Source organism: Erythrobacter epiphyticus (assembly GCF_034653295.1).
Taxonomy (GTDB): domain Bacteria; phylum Pseudomonadota; class Alphaproteobacteria; order Sphingomonadales; family Sphingomonadaceae; genus Erythrobacter.
This window is the reverse complement of sequence record NZ_JAYEEU010000008.1, coordinates 51,207-65,914: the sequence shown is the minus strand read 5'-3', so window position 1 is coordinate 65,914 and position 14,708 is coordinate 51,207. Positions and strand designations below refer to the sequence as shown.

The 14,708-nt window shown below is 62.5% G+C and carries 14 protein-coding genes, 1 tRNA gene and 1 pseudogene; 3 read left to right on the top strand and 13 right to left on the bottom strand.

Going from position 1 to position 14,708, the window contains the following annotated elements; all coding sequences use genetic code 11:
• Positions 1-2: 2 nt before the first annotated feature.
• The 3 genes from pyrH to rpsB all read right to left on the bottom strand — a co-directional run bounded on the left by pyrH (position 3) and on the right by rpsB (position 2,731).
• On the bottom strand, positions 3-725 hold the full coding sequence (gene pyrH, locus SOQ14_RS09870; RefSeq protein ID WP_322897939.1) for a UMP kinase: 723 nt from the start codon (positions 723-725) through the stop codon (positions 3-5).
• 185 nt (positions 726-910) lie between these two features.
• Entirely contained in the window at positions 911-1,837 is a 927-nt protein-coding gene (tsf, locus tag SOQ14_RS09865) for a translation elongation factor Ts (RefSeq protein ID WP_322897938.1), read from the bottom strand.
• A 123-nt stretch (positions 1,838-1,960) separates the two neighbouring features.
• A complete protein-coding gene (rpsB, locus tag SOQ14_RS09860) occupies positions 1,961-2,731 on the bottom strand; it encodes a 30S ribosomal protein S2 (protein WP_322897937.1) in 771 nt (256 codons plus the stop codon).
• A 280-nt stretch (positions 2,732-3,011) separates the two neighbouring features.
• Here rpsB and SOQ14_RS09855 point away from each other — a divergent pair, with 280 nt between their 5' ends.
• Positions 3,012-3,278, top strand: coding sequence for a hypothetical protein (locus SOQ14_RS09855; RefSeq protein ID WP_322897936.1), 267 nt, complete (start codon positions 3,012-3,014; stop codon positions 3,276-3,278).
• On the opposite strand, the gene SOQ14_RS09850 is transcribed toward SOQ14_RS09855, so the two are convergent.
• The 7 genes and pseudogenes from SOQ14_RS09850 to SOQ14_RS09825 all read right to left on the bottom strand — a co-directional run bounded on the left by SOQ14_RS09850 (position 3,211) and on the right by SOQ14_RS09825 (position 9,130).
• Positions 3,211-4,074, bottom strand: a complete 864-nt coding sequence (locus SOQ14_RS09850; protein ID WP_322897935.1) for a CDP-alcohol phosphatidyltransferase family protein — start codon at positions 4,072-4,074, stop codon at positions 3,211-3,213. The two genes, SOQ14_RS09855 and SOQ14_RS09850, sit on opposite strands and share 68 nt — an antisense overlap.
• A 34-nt stretch (positions 4,075-4,108) precedes the next feature.
• Positions 4,109-4,861 (bottom strand): phosphatidylserine decarboxylase, encoded by a 753-nt coding sequence (locus SOQ14_RS09845; protein WP_322897934.1) that lies wholly within the window; start codon positions 4,859-4,861, stop codon positions 4,109-4,111.
• 62 nt (positions 4,862-4,923) lie between these two features.
• Positions 4,924-6,078: a beta-ketoacyl-ACP synthase III gene (locus SOQ14_RS09840; RefSeq protein WP_322897933.1), complete on the bottom strand. Its 1,155-nt coding sequence runs from the start codon at positions 6,076-6,078 to the stop codon at positions 4,924-4,926.
• 304 nt (positions 6,079-6,382) lie between these two features.
• A pseudogene (locus SOQ14_RS14475) lies at positions 6,383-6,598 on the bottom strand (Rap1a/Tai family immunity protein); the annotation flags it as partial.
• 474 nt (positions 6,599-7,072) lie between these two features.
• A complete protein-coding gene (locus SOQ14_RS09835) occupies positions 7,073-7,468 on the bottom strand; it encodes a hypothetical protein (RefSeq protein WP_322897932.1) in 396 nt (131 codons plus the stop codon).
• Between the two features lie 41 nt (positions 7,469-7,509).
• The gene (locus SOQ14_RS09830) at positions 7,510-8,958 is read right to left on the bottom strand and encodes a tyrosine-type recombinase/integrase (RefSeq protein ID WP_322897931.1); all 1,449 of its coding nucleotides are present in this window, start codon (positions 8,956-8,958) and stop codon (positions 7,510-7,512) included.
• Positions 8,959-9,044: 86 nt separating this feature from the next.
• Positions 9,045-9,130: transfer RNA gene (locus tag SOQ14_RS09825), tRNA-Tyr, on the bottom strand.
• A gap of 170 nt (positions 9,131-9,300) precedes the next feature.
• On the opposite strand from SOQ14_RS09825, the gene rlmB reads away from it, so the two are divergent.
• Together rlmB and SOQ14_RS09815 are read left to right on the top strand one after the other, a co-directional pair.
• Entirely contained in the window at positions 9,301-10,089 is a 789-nt protein-coding gene (rlmB, locus tag SOQ14_RS09820; protein ID WP_322897930.1) for a 23S rRNA (guanosine(2251)-2'-O)-methyltransferase RlmB, read from the top strand.
• Between the two features lie 79 nt (positions 10,090-10,168).
• Positions 10,169-11,026 (top strand): hypothetical protein, encoded by an 858-nt coding sequence (locus tag SOQ14_RS09815; RefSeq protein ID WP_322897929.1) that lies wholly within the window; start codon positions 10,169-10,171, stop codon positions 11,024-11,026.
• A 100-nt stretch (positions 11,027-11,126) separates the two neighbouring features.
• Here SOQ14_RS09815 and SOQ14_RS09810 read toward each other — a convergent pair whose 3' ends face one another.
• The 3 genes from SOQ14_RS09810 to SOQ14_RS09800 form a co-directional block, all read right to left on the bottom strand.
• Positions 11,127-11,399 (bottom strand): HU family DNA-binding protein, encoded by a 273-nt coding sequence (locus SOQ14_RS09810; protein WP_322897928.1) that lies wholly within the window; start codon positions 11,397-11,399, stop codon positions 11,127-11,129.
• Between the two features lie 243 nt (positions 11,400-11,642).
• A complete protein-coding gene (gene lon / locus SOQ14_RS09805) occupies positions 11,643-14,051 on the bottom strand; it encodes an endopeptidase La (protein ID WP_322897927.1) in 2,409 nt (802 codons plus the stop codon).
• Positions 14,052-14,365: 314 nt separating this feature from the next.
• Entirely contained in the window at positions 14,366-14,707 is a 342-nt protein-coding gene (locus tag SOQ14_RS09800; RefSeq protein WP_322897926.1) for a YbaB/EbfC family nucleoid-associated protein, read from the bottom strand.
• Between the last annotated feature and the right edge of the window lies 1 nt (position 14,708).

Genomic DNA, 14,708 nt, shown 5'->3' with positions numbered 1-14,708 from the left:
GCTTAGGCTTCCTTCTTCACTATCGTCTGCACGCCATTCCCCGCAAGAACGCGTGCCAGATTGCCTTTTTCACGGATCGAGAAGACCACGATCGGGATCGCATTCTCGCGGCACAGCGCCACAGCCGTGGCATCCATCACTTTGAGATTATCGGCGAGCACCTGATCATAGGAAATCGCCTCGAAGCGGACTGCGGACTGGTTGTGCTTGGGATCGCTGTCATAGACCCCATCGACGCTGGTGCCCTTGAGCAGCGCATCGCAGCCCATTTCGGCGGCGCGCAGCGCGGCCCCCGTATCGGTGGTAAAAAACGGATTGCCGGTGCCGGCGGCGAAGATCACGACGCGGCCCTTTTCAAGATGGCGCTCGGCGCGGCGGCGAATGTAAGGCTCGCACACGCTGGCCATCGGAATCGCGGATTGCACCCGCGTTTCAACCCCCAGCCGTTCGAGCGCGTTCTGCATCGCCAGCGCGTTCATCACCGTGGCGAGCATGCCCATGTAATCGCCCGTGGTGCGATCCAGCCCCTTGGCCGCACCCGAAATGCCGCGGAAGATGTTGCCCCCGCCAATCACCAGACACATTTCCAGCCCGGTTTCCTTGGCGGCCTTCACCTCTTCGGCCAGCCGCGTCACATAGGCCGGATCGATCCCGTAGTCCTGCTCGCCCATCAGAACCTCGCCCGAGAGCTTGAGCAATACACGCTTGATCGGAGGAAGGGACATCGGCTTATCAGGGCTCCGGCTGACGGGGGATGGAATCTGGACTGTCGGCGCACTTAGCGAGCCAGCGGGCGAAGCGCAAAGCCTAAGGCGCTGTCGCGGTGCATAGCCGCACCGCCGTGCGGCGTGAAAAAGCCGCCGCAAGCCGGGGGGCTGCGGCGGCTTTCGCGTTTTTCAGAAGGCTGGGATCAGCCAGCCACCGCTGCCGCGACTTCAGCGGCGAAATCGGTTTCTTCCTTCTCGATGCCTTCACCAAGCTGGAAGCGGACATAGTCGGTGAGCTTGACCGAGCCGCCATTGTCCTTGGCGAACTTGGCAACCACAGCCTCAACGCTCGACTTGTTGTCCATCACGAACATCTGGCTGAGCAGCGCGTTCTCCTTGGCGAACTTGGCAATCGCGCCATCGACCATCTTGGCCTGCACTTCGGCGGGCTTGCCGCTTTCGGCAGCCTTTTCGGCAGCGATCTTGCGCTCGCGCTCGATCACATCGGCATCAAGCAGATCAGCCGAAAGCGCCATCGGGAACATCGAGGCGATGTGCATCGCAACCTGCTTGCCGAAGGGCTCCAGCACGTCGGCTGCGAGATCGCTTTCAAGCGCCACCAGCACGCCGATTTTGCCAAGGCCTTCCGCCGCAGCATTGTGCATGTAAGACACGATCGCGCCCTGCCCGACCGACACATTCTTGATGCGGCGGATCTGCTGGTTCTCGCCAATGGTGGCGACATTGTCGGTCAGCTTGTCGCTGACAGTGCCGCCATCGGGATAGGCCGCTGCCTTGAGCGCATCGACATCATCGGTGCCCAGTTCGAGCGCGACCGCAGTGGTCTTGCGCACGAAATCCTGGAACTTGTCGTTCTTGGCGACAAAGTCGGTTTCCGAATTGACTTCGACGGCCACCCCGCGGGTGCCTGCCACCGCGATACCGACGAGGCCTTCTGCCGCGGTGCGGCTCGACTTCTTCTGGGCCGTGGCAAGGCCCTTGGCACGAAGCGCGTCAACCGCAGCTTCGATATCGCCGCCCGCTTCGGACAGCGCCTTCTTGGCGTCCATCATGCCTGCGCCGGTCATTTCGCGCAGCTTCTTTACATCGGCAACGGAGAAATCAGCCATTGCTTGGGTTCCTTCTTGAGTGTGTGCGCCTGCCGGGCACCACATGGGAGTGATGCCCGGCGCGCTAAGGGGGTAATGTGACGCGCGTCTGACGCGCGCCCGGGAAAATCAGCGCAACGCGGTTTAGGCGGTTGCGGCTTCGTCTTCGATCACCGCTTCGGCCGGCGGCGCAGCCATCGCGCCGATATCGGCACCGCTGTCAGCCATGCGGCCACCGCGACCGGCCAGCGCCGCATCGCACACCGCCTGGCAGTAAAGCTGCACGGCGCGGCTGGCATCGTCGTTGCCCGGAACCGGGAAGGCGATGTTCGACGGATCAACATTGGTGTCGAGGATCGCGATCACCGGAATGCCAAGCACGGCGGCTTCCTTGATGGCGAGGTCTTCCTTGTTGGCGTCGATCACGAACATCACGTCCGGGATACCGCCCATGTCGCGGATGCCGCCGAGCGACATTTCCAGCTTCTCGCGCTCACGGGTGAGCTGGAGCACTTCTTTCTTGGTCAGACCGCCGGTGTCGCCCGAAAGCTGCTCTTCAAGGCTCTTGAGACGCTTGATCGAACCGCTGATGGTCTTCCAGTTGGTGAGCATGCCGCCCAGCCAGCGATGGTTGACGAAGTGCTGGCCAGCCGCACGGGCGGCTTGAGCGATCGGCTCCTGCGCCTGGCGCTTGGTGCCGACGAACAGCACCTTGCCGCCCGAACGCACGGTCGCTTCGACGAAGTCGAGCGCGCGCGCGAACAGCGGAACAGTCTGCGAGAGGTCAATGATGTGGACCCCGTTGCGCGCGCCGAAGATGTACGGCTTCATGCGCGGGTTCCAACGGTGGGTCTGGTGGCCGAAATGCGCGCCGGCCTCGATCAATTGCTGCATGGTGACGACAGGAGCCGCCATAGGTATTTCCTTTCCGGTTGTTCCTCTGGCAGGCTGGAACCTGTGGGCGGAGCTCCCGCCAAGTGGCACCGGTATGCGTGCCTGCCATGTGAATTACGCCCGGGCACATCCCGAACGCGAGGGCGCCCTTAGCGGGGCAGGCCAGCAAAATCCAGCCCTGAATCACATGCCGATCGTGCGCGGTATTGCCGTAGCGCGCATTTGGCGCTTGACTCATGGGAACAGAAAAGGAACAAAGTGAGAGAACAAAGGTTGAACATCCGAATCAGGGGAACCCGCAATGATCTACGCTCTTGCCATCGCTCTCTTCGTGGTTGCGACCATCGTCGCGGTGCTGACTTTGGTGGATTCCTCGCTCATCGCCCATCAGGCCGCGACAGAGCTCTCGCGTGAGCGCGCTTTGCTGCGGCGCGGGTTTGTCCCGCAGGTGGCGGCCGAGCAGGTGCGGCCGCGCCCGGCACAGCCGCGGGCGGCCAGCCTCATGCAGGCGTCGCGGGCCCGGGCGTTGCCGCTGCGCTTTGCTGCTCCTGCCTGCGGCGCAGCTTGATCCGGCGATACTTGATCAGGCCATAGGGAATAAGCGCGAGATAGCTGACGCAGATCGCGCTCAGCATCCACCACGGCTCCATTAGCAGTCCGGCAAAGGCCAGCGCGACAAAAGCCAGCACGCCAAGCCGAATGCCGCGCCGGGGGCGGAGTGAGCCCCAGCTCAGCGTCGCCATGTTGGAAATCATCAGCGCGGCAATCAGGCCCAGCCACAGGGCCAGCGTCATGGGGTTGCGCAGGGCTTCGTGCCCGGTCTCGAACCACAGATAGACCGGCGTGAACGCCAGCCCTGCCCCGACAGGCGCAGGCACGCCGGTGAGGAAGCCTGCCGATTTGTGCGGCTGATCATCCGTATCAATCCGGGCGTTGAAGCGGGCAAGGCGCAGCGCGCAGCTCACCGCGAAAGCCAGCGCCGCCAGCCAGCCGAGGCTTTCCAGATCGTTGAGCGACCACAGATACAGGATCAACGCAGGCGCCACCCCGAAGGACAGCGAATCCGCCAGCGAATCAAGCTCCGCGCCAAAGCGCGACTGGGCGTTGAGCAGCCGGGCAATCCGGCCATCAATCCCATCGAGCAATCCGGCAAGCACCACCGCCAGCACCGCGAATTTCCATTCACCCTCGATCGCGAAGCGAATCCCCGTCAACCCAGCGCAAAGCGCCGCAGCGGTGATCGCATTGGGCAACATCGCGCGCAGGGTCAGCCGGCTTGCCCCGAGGTTCTTGTCATCCTCGTCCTCGGCCGCCTTGGGGCCGACCCGTGCGGGGAAAAACGACGGCGATCGGCGACGCGGCATCCGGCTCACAGCCCCTTCGCCAGCGCTAAGTGGTTCATTGCACGATGCCTTCGATCAAGCCGCGCTGGCCGACTTCACCCAGCACGGTCTCCCCCGCAATCGTGCGTTGCCCGATCATCACCTTGGCATCGGTGCCCGCCGGCAGATAGACATCGACGCGGCTGCCAAACCGGATCAGCCCGACGCGCTGGCCCTTGGCTACAATATCCCCCGGCTTCACAAAGGGCACGATCCGACGCGCCACAAGCCCGGCAATCTGGGTGAAGCCCAGCTTCAACCCGTCACCACGCTCGATCAGGATATGCTGGCGCTCGTTTTCTTCGCTCGCCTTGTCGAGATCGGCATTCATGAAGCGGCCCGGCACATAGATCACGCGCCGCACCGTCCCGCCAACCGGGGCGCGGTTGATGTGAACATCGAACACGCTCATGAAAATCGAGATCCGCGTGACCGGCGCTGCGCCCAGTCCGCCCTGCCCCGATCCATCCTCGACCTGCAATTCCACCGGCGGCGGCATTTCGGTGATGGCGGTCACCAGCCCATCGGCAGGGGCGATGATCGCGGCATCGGATTGCGGCACCACCCGTTCGGGATCGCGGAAGAAGGCGAAGACGCCGACCGCAAGCCCCATCAGCGGCCAGCCGATCAACGGCCAACCCGCGACCAGCAGGAAGAACAGGCTGACAGCAACCGCGATCAGCCCGAATTTGCGCCCTTCGGGATGCACCGAAGGCCAGTTCCAGCTCGCCTCGCCGCGGCCCTGATTGTCAAGAATTTCGCCTGCCATGGCTTAGCATCTAGGGCGCACTTCGCCGCGCCGCAACCCGGACCGCCGCTGCCCGCTTTGCCTCAGCCGACCTTGCGCACAAACACGGTCCCGGCCGAATAGCCGGCGCCGAAGGAACAGATCAGCCCGGTATCGCCCGGGGTAAGATCGGCCTGGTGCTGATGGAAGGCGATGATCGAACCCGCGCTCGAGGTATTGCCATAGGTATCGAGCACGGTCGGGCTTTCATCCTCGCTCGCTTCGTGGCCCAGCACCTTGTGCGCGATCAGCCGGTTCATCCCGGCATTGGCCTGATGCAGCCACAAACGGCGCAGGCCCTCCGGATCAATCCCAAGACGCGCGGCCTCATCAAGGATCATCTGCGCCACCATCGGCACCACTTCCTTGAAGACCTTGCGCCCTTCCTGCACGAACAGCTTGTCCGGCGCATCGGCGGTTTCGGGGTGCGCGCGGTTGAGGAAGCCGAAATTGTTGCGGATGTTATTCGAAAACACCGTCTTCAGCTTGGTGCCGAGGATATCCCAATGCTGCGGCGGGGCGATCGCGGCATCTTCCACCAGCACAGCCGTCGCGACATCGCCGAAAATGAAGTGGCTGTCGCGGTCGCGCCAGTTGAGATGGCCCGACGTAATCTCGGGGCTCACCACCAGCACGCTTTTCGCATGGCCCGCGCGGACATAATCGGCTGCAGTCTGGATCCCGAAGGTGGCCGAGGAACACGCCACATTCATATCGAAGCCGAAGCCTTCGATGCCGAGCGCTTGCTGGATTTCAATTGCCATCGCCGGATAGGCGCGCTGCATGTTGGACGCCGCGCACAACACCGCGTCGACATCTTCCGGCGCGCGCCCTGCCCGCGCCAGCGCATCGCGCGCCGCCGCCACGCCGATCTCGGCCATGATCGACAAGTCATCATTGCTGCGCTCGTCCCAGCGCGGCGCCATGATGGCCGGATCAAGCACCGGCGCCTTGGCCATGACATGGCGCGCCTTGATCCCGCTCGCCTTCTCGATGAATTCGACCGAGGAATAGGCCAGCGGCGCAACCTCACCGGCAGCAATCGCATCGGCATGGGCGGCGTTGTGGCGATCAACGAACGCGTTGAAGCTTTCCACCAATTCGGCGTTGGTGATGCTTTCGGGCGGGGTGAACAGACCGGTGGCGGAGATCACCGGGCGACCGGTTAACGCGAGCGAAGGGTGTTGCGAATCTTGCATGGCTGCCTCTTGAGGGGAGGGCCGCGCACTTACTGGCAGCTTGCCCGGGCCGCAAGTTCTGCGCCCGATGCCGCTTGGGAGATCAGAAATTGATCAAGGGATGGTGGTGGCAGGGCTTGATTAGAACCTTCTTATCAATGGATTGAGAGATATGGACTTTTTAAGGATACGGAAAATTACCCCCACATTCCCCCCCACACTCTCCCCCGTGAGTGCCCTCAGCGGGCACAAGCCATGTCTGCAAAGGCCAATCTCTCCGGTGACGAGAGCGGTGCAGAAAACACAATGCGGCTTGCCGTGATTATCAAGCCTCGAAGCAATCGGGAAATGCGTCTTTCAATGCATCTTCGACCACAAAGACCGCAAACCCATTCCTAGTCTTTGGATTATCCGAAAGGTATTTGGTCACGATGTCTTTAATTTGGTCGTAAGTGACGCTCTGGGGCACACAGGGGGTATCCCCCTCAGCTTTTCGGAGTGCAGCATCGAGGAAAACTTTCTCATAAATTGCTCGAATATATGAGTAGCAGAAGGTGAATTAGGCTGTCGACTCAGGTTGAGAGCATGATTTATAAAGAAAATTTCCGTCTAGTATTGGGGTTTTTGCCTGTGCTGTTTGCGGATAAAGCAGGCAACTAATTACAATAGCTTTAGCCGCATTTTGCCAATACCACATAAGCCTTTTTCCTGTCGTAGGTGCACATAGCCGCATTCTAGCTTTGTATCACCAATGCATTAGAAGGGATGCTCAAAATGCGCCTAGATCAAATTTGTGCTCCCTCGCGCGTGAGAAAACCGGTGTTTGCTGTTTCGTGAGCCACCTACACCGTTTTTGCGAAGCCGCCGCACCTAGCATTTAGACCTCCCCTCGCAACGATAAGGCAAGCCTAGCTATAGCTTCACGCCTGGGCGGAATGATCTCTAAATCCCACTGCCTATCTTTCCGCATCACGATAGCCGCGCATTTCCATCATTAGGAAAGCGCCCTCGGATCTCACTTGCCAATATTACGGCTTGTGCCGCATCGCTTGCCGATTACGCGCCCGCCATATTCGTGCTCTATCCCAAGGCTCACCGCCGCATCCGGCTCCAGCCCTTTCAGGATATAGGCGAGCACGACGTGTAGGTTCTCGGCATAAAGGGCGCTGTTCGGCTGGCGCGCAGCCGCGATAGGTTCGGAAAAGATCACGCCTCGCTTGTAGGGGTTGCCTGTGATGCGCTCGACCCATCGCATCGGCAGCCGCCCGCTCGCTTTCCTACTCTCAGGATAATGGGCGAGGATATGCAAATGCGAGCCTTTGCCCCCGCCGTTCTCGCGCGTCCAAATGTAGGCGGTCGCGCCGCCAAGCCATTCGCGCAGATATTTCAAGAACGCAGTTGTCGCGGCCATAGCCTCACGATCTTTCAGGCCTGCCGCTTCCCAATGCACCGTTAGAAAACGGTTGAACGGTCGCCCCAACGCGACGGCTCTGAGTCCATACGGACAGCCCGAGCGACCGTCTTGAAGCGATGCCGCCAGCCGTGGTTAGGTTGCACCCCTTCTTCGACCCCCAGCGAGCGCACCCACTTGGCCAGCCGTTCACCCATCTTGGTGGCCTGTGTCGCGGTCTTGCTGCCCCCGCGCATGGCCTTGGGGTCATAGAACAGCGGCGTGGCATCGCCTGCCTTGCCCAGCTTGTGGAACCCCTGGTCGATTAGGTGAGAGTGGATGGGAACCTTGCGGGCCTTCCCCGTCTTCACCGAGCCAGCCTCAGGGGTGATGTGGATGATCCAGACCCCGTCCTCTTCGCGGATATCCATTGCCCGCAGCTGGGTGATCTCATTCACCCGCGCACCTGTGTACGCGCAGACCCACGGCACCCAGCGGCGCGCCAGAGCGGTGAACGCTGGGAGGGACTTGGGGTGAGGCCCGAGGGCTGCCTTGAGGATCGTCTCGGCTTCGGCATCCGTAAGGCCCTTCCCGCGTGTCTGGGTGGTCTTCGGCCCGCGCACCTTCACCCCAGCGGCTGGGTTGGACGGGATGAGGCCCTGCGCCACCGCATCCGCCAGAATGATCTTGATGGCGGGAAGGTAGCTGTCCTGCACCGTCTTGACCGCCAGTGGCTTTGCGATGAGCGCCTTGACCCAGCCGTTCACGTCCGCAGGGGTCACCTTAGTGACATCGTCATGGCCGATGTGGGCCACGAAGCTGTTCACATGGGGCCTCCACTTAGCGACCGTGCGGGGAGAGGATGCGCCTGAGGCGGCGTAGTCTTCGAACAGCTGCTTCAGGGAGACAGCCGCCTTGGCTTTAGTTGGGGCTGCCTCAGGGGAAGGCAGGGTCTCTGCCAGCGGGTCTGGGCCGTAGTCTCCCTGCGCCCGCCGCTCCATGAGATCGCAGAGAGAGACCCAAACGTCGCCCATCTCCTGCAAGAGCGCGTCGGCAGCGCCAGCGGTGAGCCTCAGCCCCTTTTCCAGCAGCAGCTTTTCGCGCTCGTCGATAAGCCAAGCCGTGGGCCTCACCCGTCCAGCCTCTCGCTCTTCGGGGTCATCCGGCTCCAGCTCCTCGCGGGTAAACCACCAGTCTTCGGGTCGGCCTGGGTTCTCCTCGTAGAGGGCCACCTGAGCGTGATACCATTCACCAGCAAGAGCGCGGCTCTGGCGCTGGGAGAGGGTGACTGCGGTCTGGTCTGCACTTGCCCTGAGCAAGGCGATGCGCTCTTCGATGGGAATCAGCCATGAGGCCAGCTCGGCTTTCGCCTGCCCAGCCGTAAGCTCGGCAGGCCAGCTCTTCTTTTCTTCCCGCTTTCCGTAGGCTGCCCGAACGTCCGCTGGTATCTCCTTGCGGGCTGTCCAAAGGCCTGTCTTGCTGCGCTTCAATCCGACCATCGCAAACGCCATTCCGTACCAACCTTCCGTACCAAGTGGGGGAAGAAGATCAACGGAAAGTCAGTAAGTTATTGAGGGAAAACGCCCCTGAGGGATGGTGGTGGACAGGGCTGGATTCGAACCAGCGTACGCTTGCGCGGGCAGATTTACAGTCTGCTGCCTTTAACCACTCGGCCACCTGTCCACACCGGGGCGCCGGAGGAGCGCGAAGGCTCCATCGAAAAGGCGGGGAAACACGGTTGCCCCGCTGCCGAGAGGCGCCCCTTTGGCGAAGCGGCGCTTGCCTGTCAATGGCCCTGCTGGCAGGGGGGCTCGGCAATTACGCAACAACCTCGCATCAGGGACACAGAGCACATGGCCAAGGGTGAAAAGAAGCGCGCGCTGCGCGGCCGGGCCGGACGCATGAAGGGTGGTCGCGGCTCGGGCCGTGCCTCGACCGGGCAAGTCCGGCTGTGGGGTCGCCACCCGGTCGAAGCCGCGCTCAAGAACCCCGAGCGCCGCCACCGCAAGCTGTGGGCCACGCGCGAAGGGATCGCCAGCCTCGATGGCGAATTGCCGGCCGATTTCCCGATCGAATATGCCGATGTCGCCGATCTCGCGCGGCTGGTCGCGCGCGATGCGCCGCATCAAGGGCTGGTGCTCGAATGCGATGCGCTGGAAGATCGCTTTCTCGATGAAGTCGCCGATGGCGATCCGGCACGGCCGATTGTCGTTCTCGATCAGGTGACCGACCCGCACAATGTGGGCGCTATCCTGCGTTCGGCGGCGGCGTTCAACGCCGCGGCCATCGTCACGCAGGATCGCCACGCTCCGCCGGAAAGCGGCACGCTCGCCAAATCAGCAAGCGGGGCGCTGGAAATCGTGCCGTGGGTGCGGGTGGTCAACCTTGCCCGCGCGCTCGATGAGCTGGCCGAAGCGGGCTATTGGCGAATCGGCCTCGCCGGCGAAGCCACTGCCACGCTTGCTGAAACCATGCCGACCGGCCCGCTCGCGATTGTGCTTGGTGCCGAGGGCGAAGGGATGCGCCACAACATCGCCGGGCATTGCGATGCGCTGGCGCGCCTGCCGATCTCCTCCGATATCGAAAGCCTCAATGTTTCGAATGCGGCGGCGATTGCGCTATATGCAGCAGCGACGCGCTGACCGGCAATCCGCCACCCGGCGCGCAGACCAAGGGAGAATGGGCATGCACGCGTTGTCATCGCTTCGGGCACGAACCGCCGTGCTGCTTGCCGCCGTGTCGCTGATGCTGGCCGGTTGCTTCCTGTCGCCCGGCAAATTCACGTCGGAACTGGCGCTTACGGGCGGCGATCGGTTCACCTTCACCTATGACGGCGAGATCTTCTTCCTCGGCCTGTCAAAACTCGCCCAGATGGGTGCAGCAGCGGAGGAGACATTCACGCCCGAAAGCTGCCTTTCGGATGAAGCCTTCGAGCCGCGCGAATGCACCAGCGAAGAACTCGCCGCGCAGCGCGAGGCCTGGGAAGAAGGTGCGGCCGAGCGCGCTGCCGAACGCAAGAAGCAGGCCGAACAAATGGCGGCGCTGATGGGCGGCATCAATCCCGAGGACCCGAAAGCCGCGGACGAGCTCACCAAGCTCCTGCTGCGACACAAGGGCTGGGAACAGGTCGAGCACCTCGGCGATGGCCTGTTCCGGGTGCGCTACCGCATCAGCGGCACGCTTGCGCATGATTTCATGTTCCCGGTGATCGAGGGCTTTCCTGCCACCAACCCTTTCGTCCAGACCTTCGTGCGCAAGAATGGGCAGGTGCGTATCAACGCGCCCGGCTTTGCGGTGCAGGGCCCTGATAGCATGATGGGCGGCATGATGGGCGGCATGGGCGCGCTGGCTGGCATGGGCGCGATGAGTGGGGCATCGGGTAGCGATGGCGAAGCCATGGCCGCCGGGATGCCCAAGCTTGAGGGCACTTTCACCATCCGCACCACCGGCACGATGCCGATCCGCGCCAACAACACCGATGATGGCCCGACAGCCACCACTACCGGTCAGGTTCTGACCTGGCCCGTGTCCTCGCGCACCAGCCAGATCCCGACCGCGCTGATCGATCTGGGATCCTGAGCAGAGCGGCCGGGCACGAAAAACCCTGCCAAAGCGTAAGCTCTGGCAGGGTCTATTCCGTCCTGGCCCTGCGGTTCTCAGGGCCGACACAAACGCGTGATCAGTTGACCGCGTCCTTCAAGCCCTTGCCCGCCTTGAACTTGGGCTGGGTCGACGCCTTGATCGTCATCGGTTCGCCAGTGCGCGGATTGCGCCCGGTCGAAGCCTTGCGCTTGGCAACCGAGAAAGTGCCAAAGCCGACGAGACGCACTTCATCGCCGCTCGAGAGGGCTTTGGTGATGGCATCAAACACGCTTTCAACGGCGTTGGCGGCATCGGTCTTGGAAAGGCCGCTGCTCTCCGCAACCGCGCTGATCAGATCGTTCTTGTTCATTAAATAAAGCCCCCTCACATGTTCTGTTTGGTCGCTGTGAAACAGTTTTCGCTTGTCGAATCGAAGGCGCGAGAATGAGCCGCTTTCGCAAGGAGTGTCAAAGCGAAAGCGTGGCAGAAAATGCATCACAGCGCATTTCCTGCCCCGACCGTTGCCAAAGCACCATCACCAGTGCCGAAGCGGGCCTCTCGCTGCCATGATCCGCCGTGCGCGAATCACACGCCGCACCAGTCCTTTAACCCATCAATGCGCGGTTGGCACATCCGAGGCCGGAGGATTGGCAACCGCCGGATGCGCTCCCGGCTGGCTCGCGAGATCATCGGCCTCTGTCCATTCGATCGGTTGCAACGGCTCGCACAGGGCATGCGCCAGCACTTCATCGACATGGCTGACGGGCACGATTTCGAGCCCTTCGATCACATTGGCGGGGATTTCGGCGAGATCCTTGACGTTTTCCTCAGGGATCAGAACCTTGGCGATCCCGCCGCGCAAGGCAGCCAGCAGCTTTTCCTTGAGCCCGCCAATCGCCAGCACCCGGCCGCGCAGCGTGACCTCGCCGGTCATCGCCACATCCGGGCGCACCGCAATCCCGGTGAGGGTCGAGACGATCGAGGTGACCATCCCGATCCCGGCGCTCGGCCCATCCTTGGGCACAGCACCTTCGGGCAAGTGGATGTGGATGTTCTTGCGCTGGAACAGGCTCGGGCGGATGCCATAGGCCGGTGCCCGCGCCTTCACGAAGCTGAAGGCTGCCGCGACGCTTTCGGTCATGACTTCACCCAGCTTGCCGGTGGTGCGGATCTCCCCCTTGCCCGGCGTGGTGACGCTTTCGATGGTCAGCAATTCGCCGCCCACCGAGGTCCACGCCAGCCCAGTCACCGCGCCGACCTGCGGCTCGGCCTCGGATACGCCGTGCTTGAACTTGCGCACGCCCGCGAACTCACCGAGGTTTTCCGGCGTGATCGTGACGCTGTCCGCCTTCTTCTCAAGGATGCGGCGCAGGCTCTTGCGGGCGAGCTTGGCTATCTCGCGCTCAAGCGTGCGCACCCCGGCCTCGCGGGTGTAGTAGCGGATCAGATCGCGCAAACCTTCTTCGGTAAGCGTGAACTCACCGTTCTTCAGCCCGTGCGCTTCGATCTGCTTTGCGATCAGGTGGCGCTGGGCGATCTCGACCTTTTCATCCTCGGTGTAGCCTTCCAGCCGGATGATCTCCATGCGATCAAGCAGCGGCTGCGGCAGGTTGAGGCTGTTGGCCGTGCACACGAACATAATGTCCGACAGATCGAGATCGAGCTCCAGGTAGTGATCCTGGAACTTGGCGTTCTGTTCGGGATCAAGCACTTCGAGCAGGGCCGACGCCGGATCGCCGCGGAAATCCTGACCAAGCTTGTCGATCTCGTCGAGCAGGAACAGCGGATTGCTCGTCCCTGCCTTGCGCAGATTGGCGACGATCTTGCCCGGCATCGAACCGATATAGGTGCGGCGGTGGCCGCGGATCTCGGCCTCGTCGCGCACGCCGCCAAGCGACTGGCGCACGAATTCGCGGCCCGTCGCCTTGGCAATCGACTTGCCCAGCGAAGTCTTGCCCACGCCCGGCGGGCCAACAAGACACAGGATCGGCCCCTTGAGCTTGTTGGTGCGCGCCTGCACGGCGAGATATTCGATGATCCGGTCCTTCACCTTGTCGAGCGCATAGTGATCGGCATCAAGCACAGCCTGTGCCTTGGCAATATCGCGCTTGAGCTTGGATTTCTTGCCCCACGGCAGACCCAGCAGCACATCGAGATAATTGCGGATCACGGTCGCCTCGGCGCTCATCGGCTGCATCGCGCGCAGCTTCTTGAGCTCGGCTTGCGCCTTGGCCTTGGCTTCCTTGGAAAGCTTGGTCTTCTCGATCAGCTCGGTAAGTTCGGCGATTTCATTGCCTTCACCATCATCGCCGCCGCCCAGTTCGCTCTGGATCGCCTTCAACTGCTCGTTGAGGTAATATTCGCGCTGGGTCTTTTCCATCTGGCGCTTGACCCGGCCGCGGATGCGCCGTTCGACTTGGAGCACCGACAGTTCGCCTTCCATGAAGGCCATCACCAGTTCGAGCCGCTTGAGCGGATTGCCCTCGGCAAGCAGGCCCTGCTTGTCGGCAACCTTGGCGTTGATGGTGGCCGCAATCGTATCGGCAAGCTGGCCCGCATCATCGACATCGGAAAGATCGACAGTGCTTTCCTCGCCCATCTTCTTGTTGAGCTTGGCATATTCGCCGAATTGTTCGATCACCTGCCGCATCAGGGCGGTGACTTCGCTGCCGGCGACGGTTTCCGGCTCGATCGCGGTCACCTCGGCTGAAAGGAACGTGCCTTCATCGCGGATTCCCGCCAACCGCGCACGGCTGGAGCCTTCGACCAGCACGCGCACCGTGCCATCGGGCAGCTTCAACAGCTGGAGCACCTGCGCGATCACGCCGACATCATAAAGATCATCGCCCTGCGGATCATCGCAGCCGGGATCGAGCTGCGCGAGCAGGAAGATGTCCTTCGAGGCTTCCATCGCCGCTTCGAGCGCGGCAACCGATTTGTCGCGACCCACGAACAGCGGCACGACCATGCCGGGAAAAACGACAATGTCGCGCAGGGGGAGAAGGGGGTAGGTCTGGGTCATCGCTTGTCTATCCGTGGCAGGCATTGGGCCTGCCTTTGGTGGGGAATATGGGAAGCGCATCACGGCGCTGCAATGGTCAGATCAAGCGTGGCTGTGGAGACAGGACAGGTCGCAGGTCGCAGGCCTCGCCCCGGACACGGCCGGTTGAACCCCGGCGGCGTTTGCCTAGGCCGCCGAGGACCATAGCCCGTGCTGGGCCGTGGCACCTGCCCGCAGGCCTCGCCCCGGACCCGGCAGGTTGAACCCCGGCGGCGTTTGCCTAGGCCGCCGGGGACCCATAGCCCCTGCTGCGCCGTGGCACCTGCCCGCGGGCCTCACCCCAGACCCGGCAGGTTGAACCCCGGCGGCAGGCCCATCGAGCCCTGCATTTCGCGCATCTGCTGTTCCGACACCCGATCCGCCCGGTCGCGCGCATCGTTGAAGGCAGCCGCGACGAGATCTTCGAGGATCTGCTTGTCGTCCGGCACGATCAGGCTGTCGTCAATATGGACCCCGAGAATGCGGCCCTTGGCGCTGGCACGCACCTTGACGAGCCCGCCGCCCGCCGTGCCTTCAACCTCGATCGCATCGAGTTTGACCTGCATCTCGTTCATTTGCTTCTGGATGGTCTCGGCGGCCTTCTGCGCCGCTGCCATCATTTCTTCCATCGACTTCATC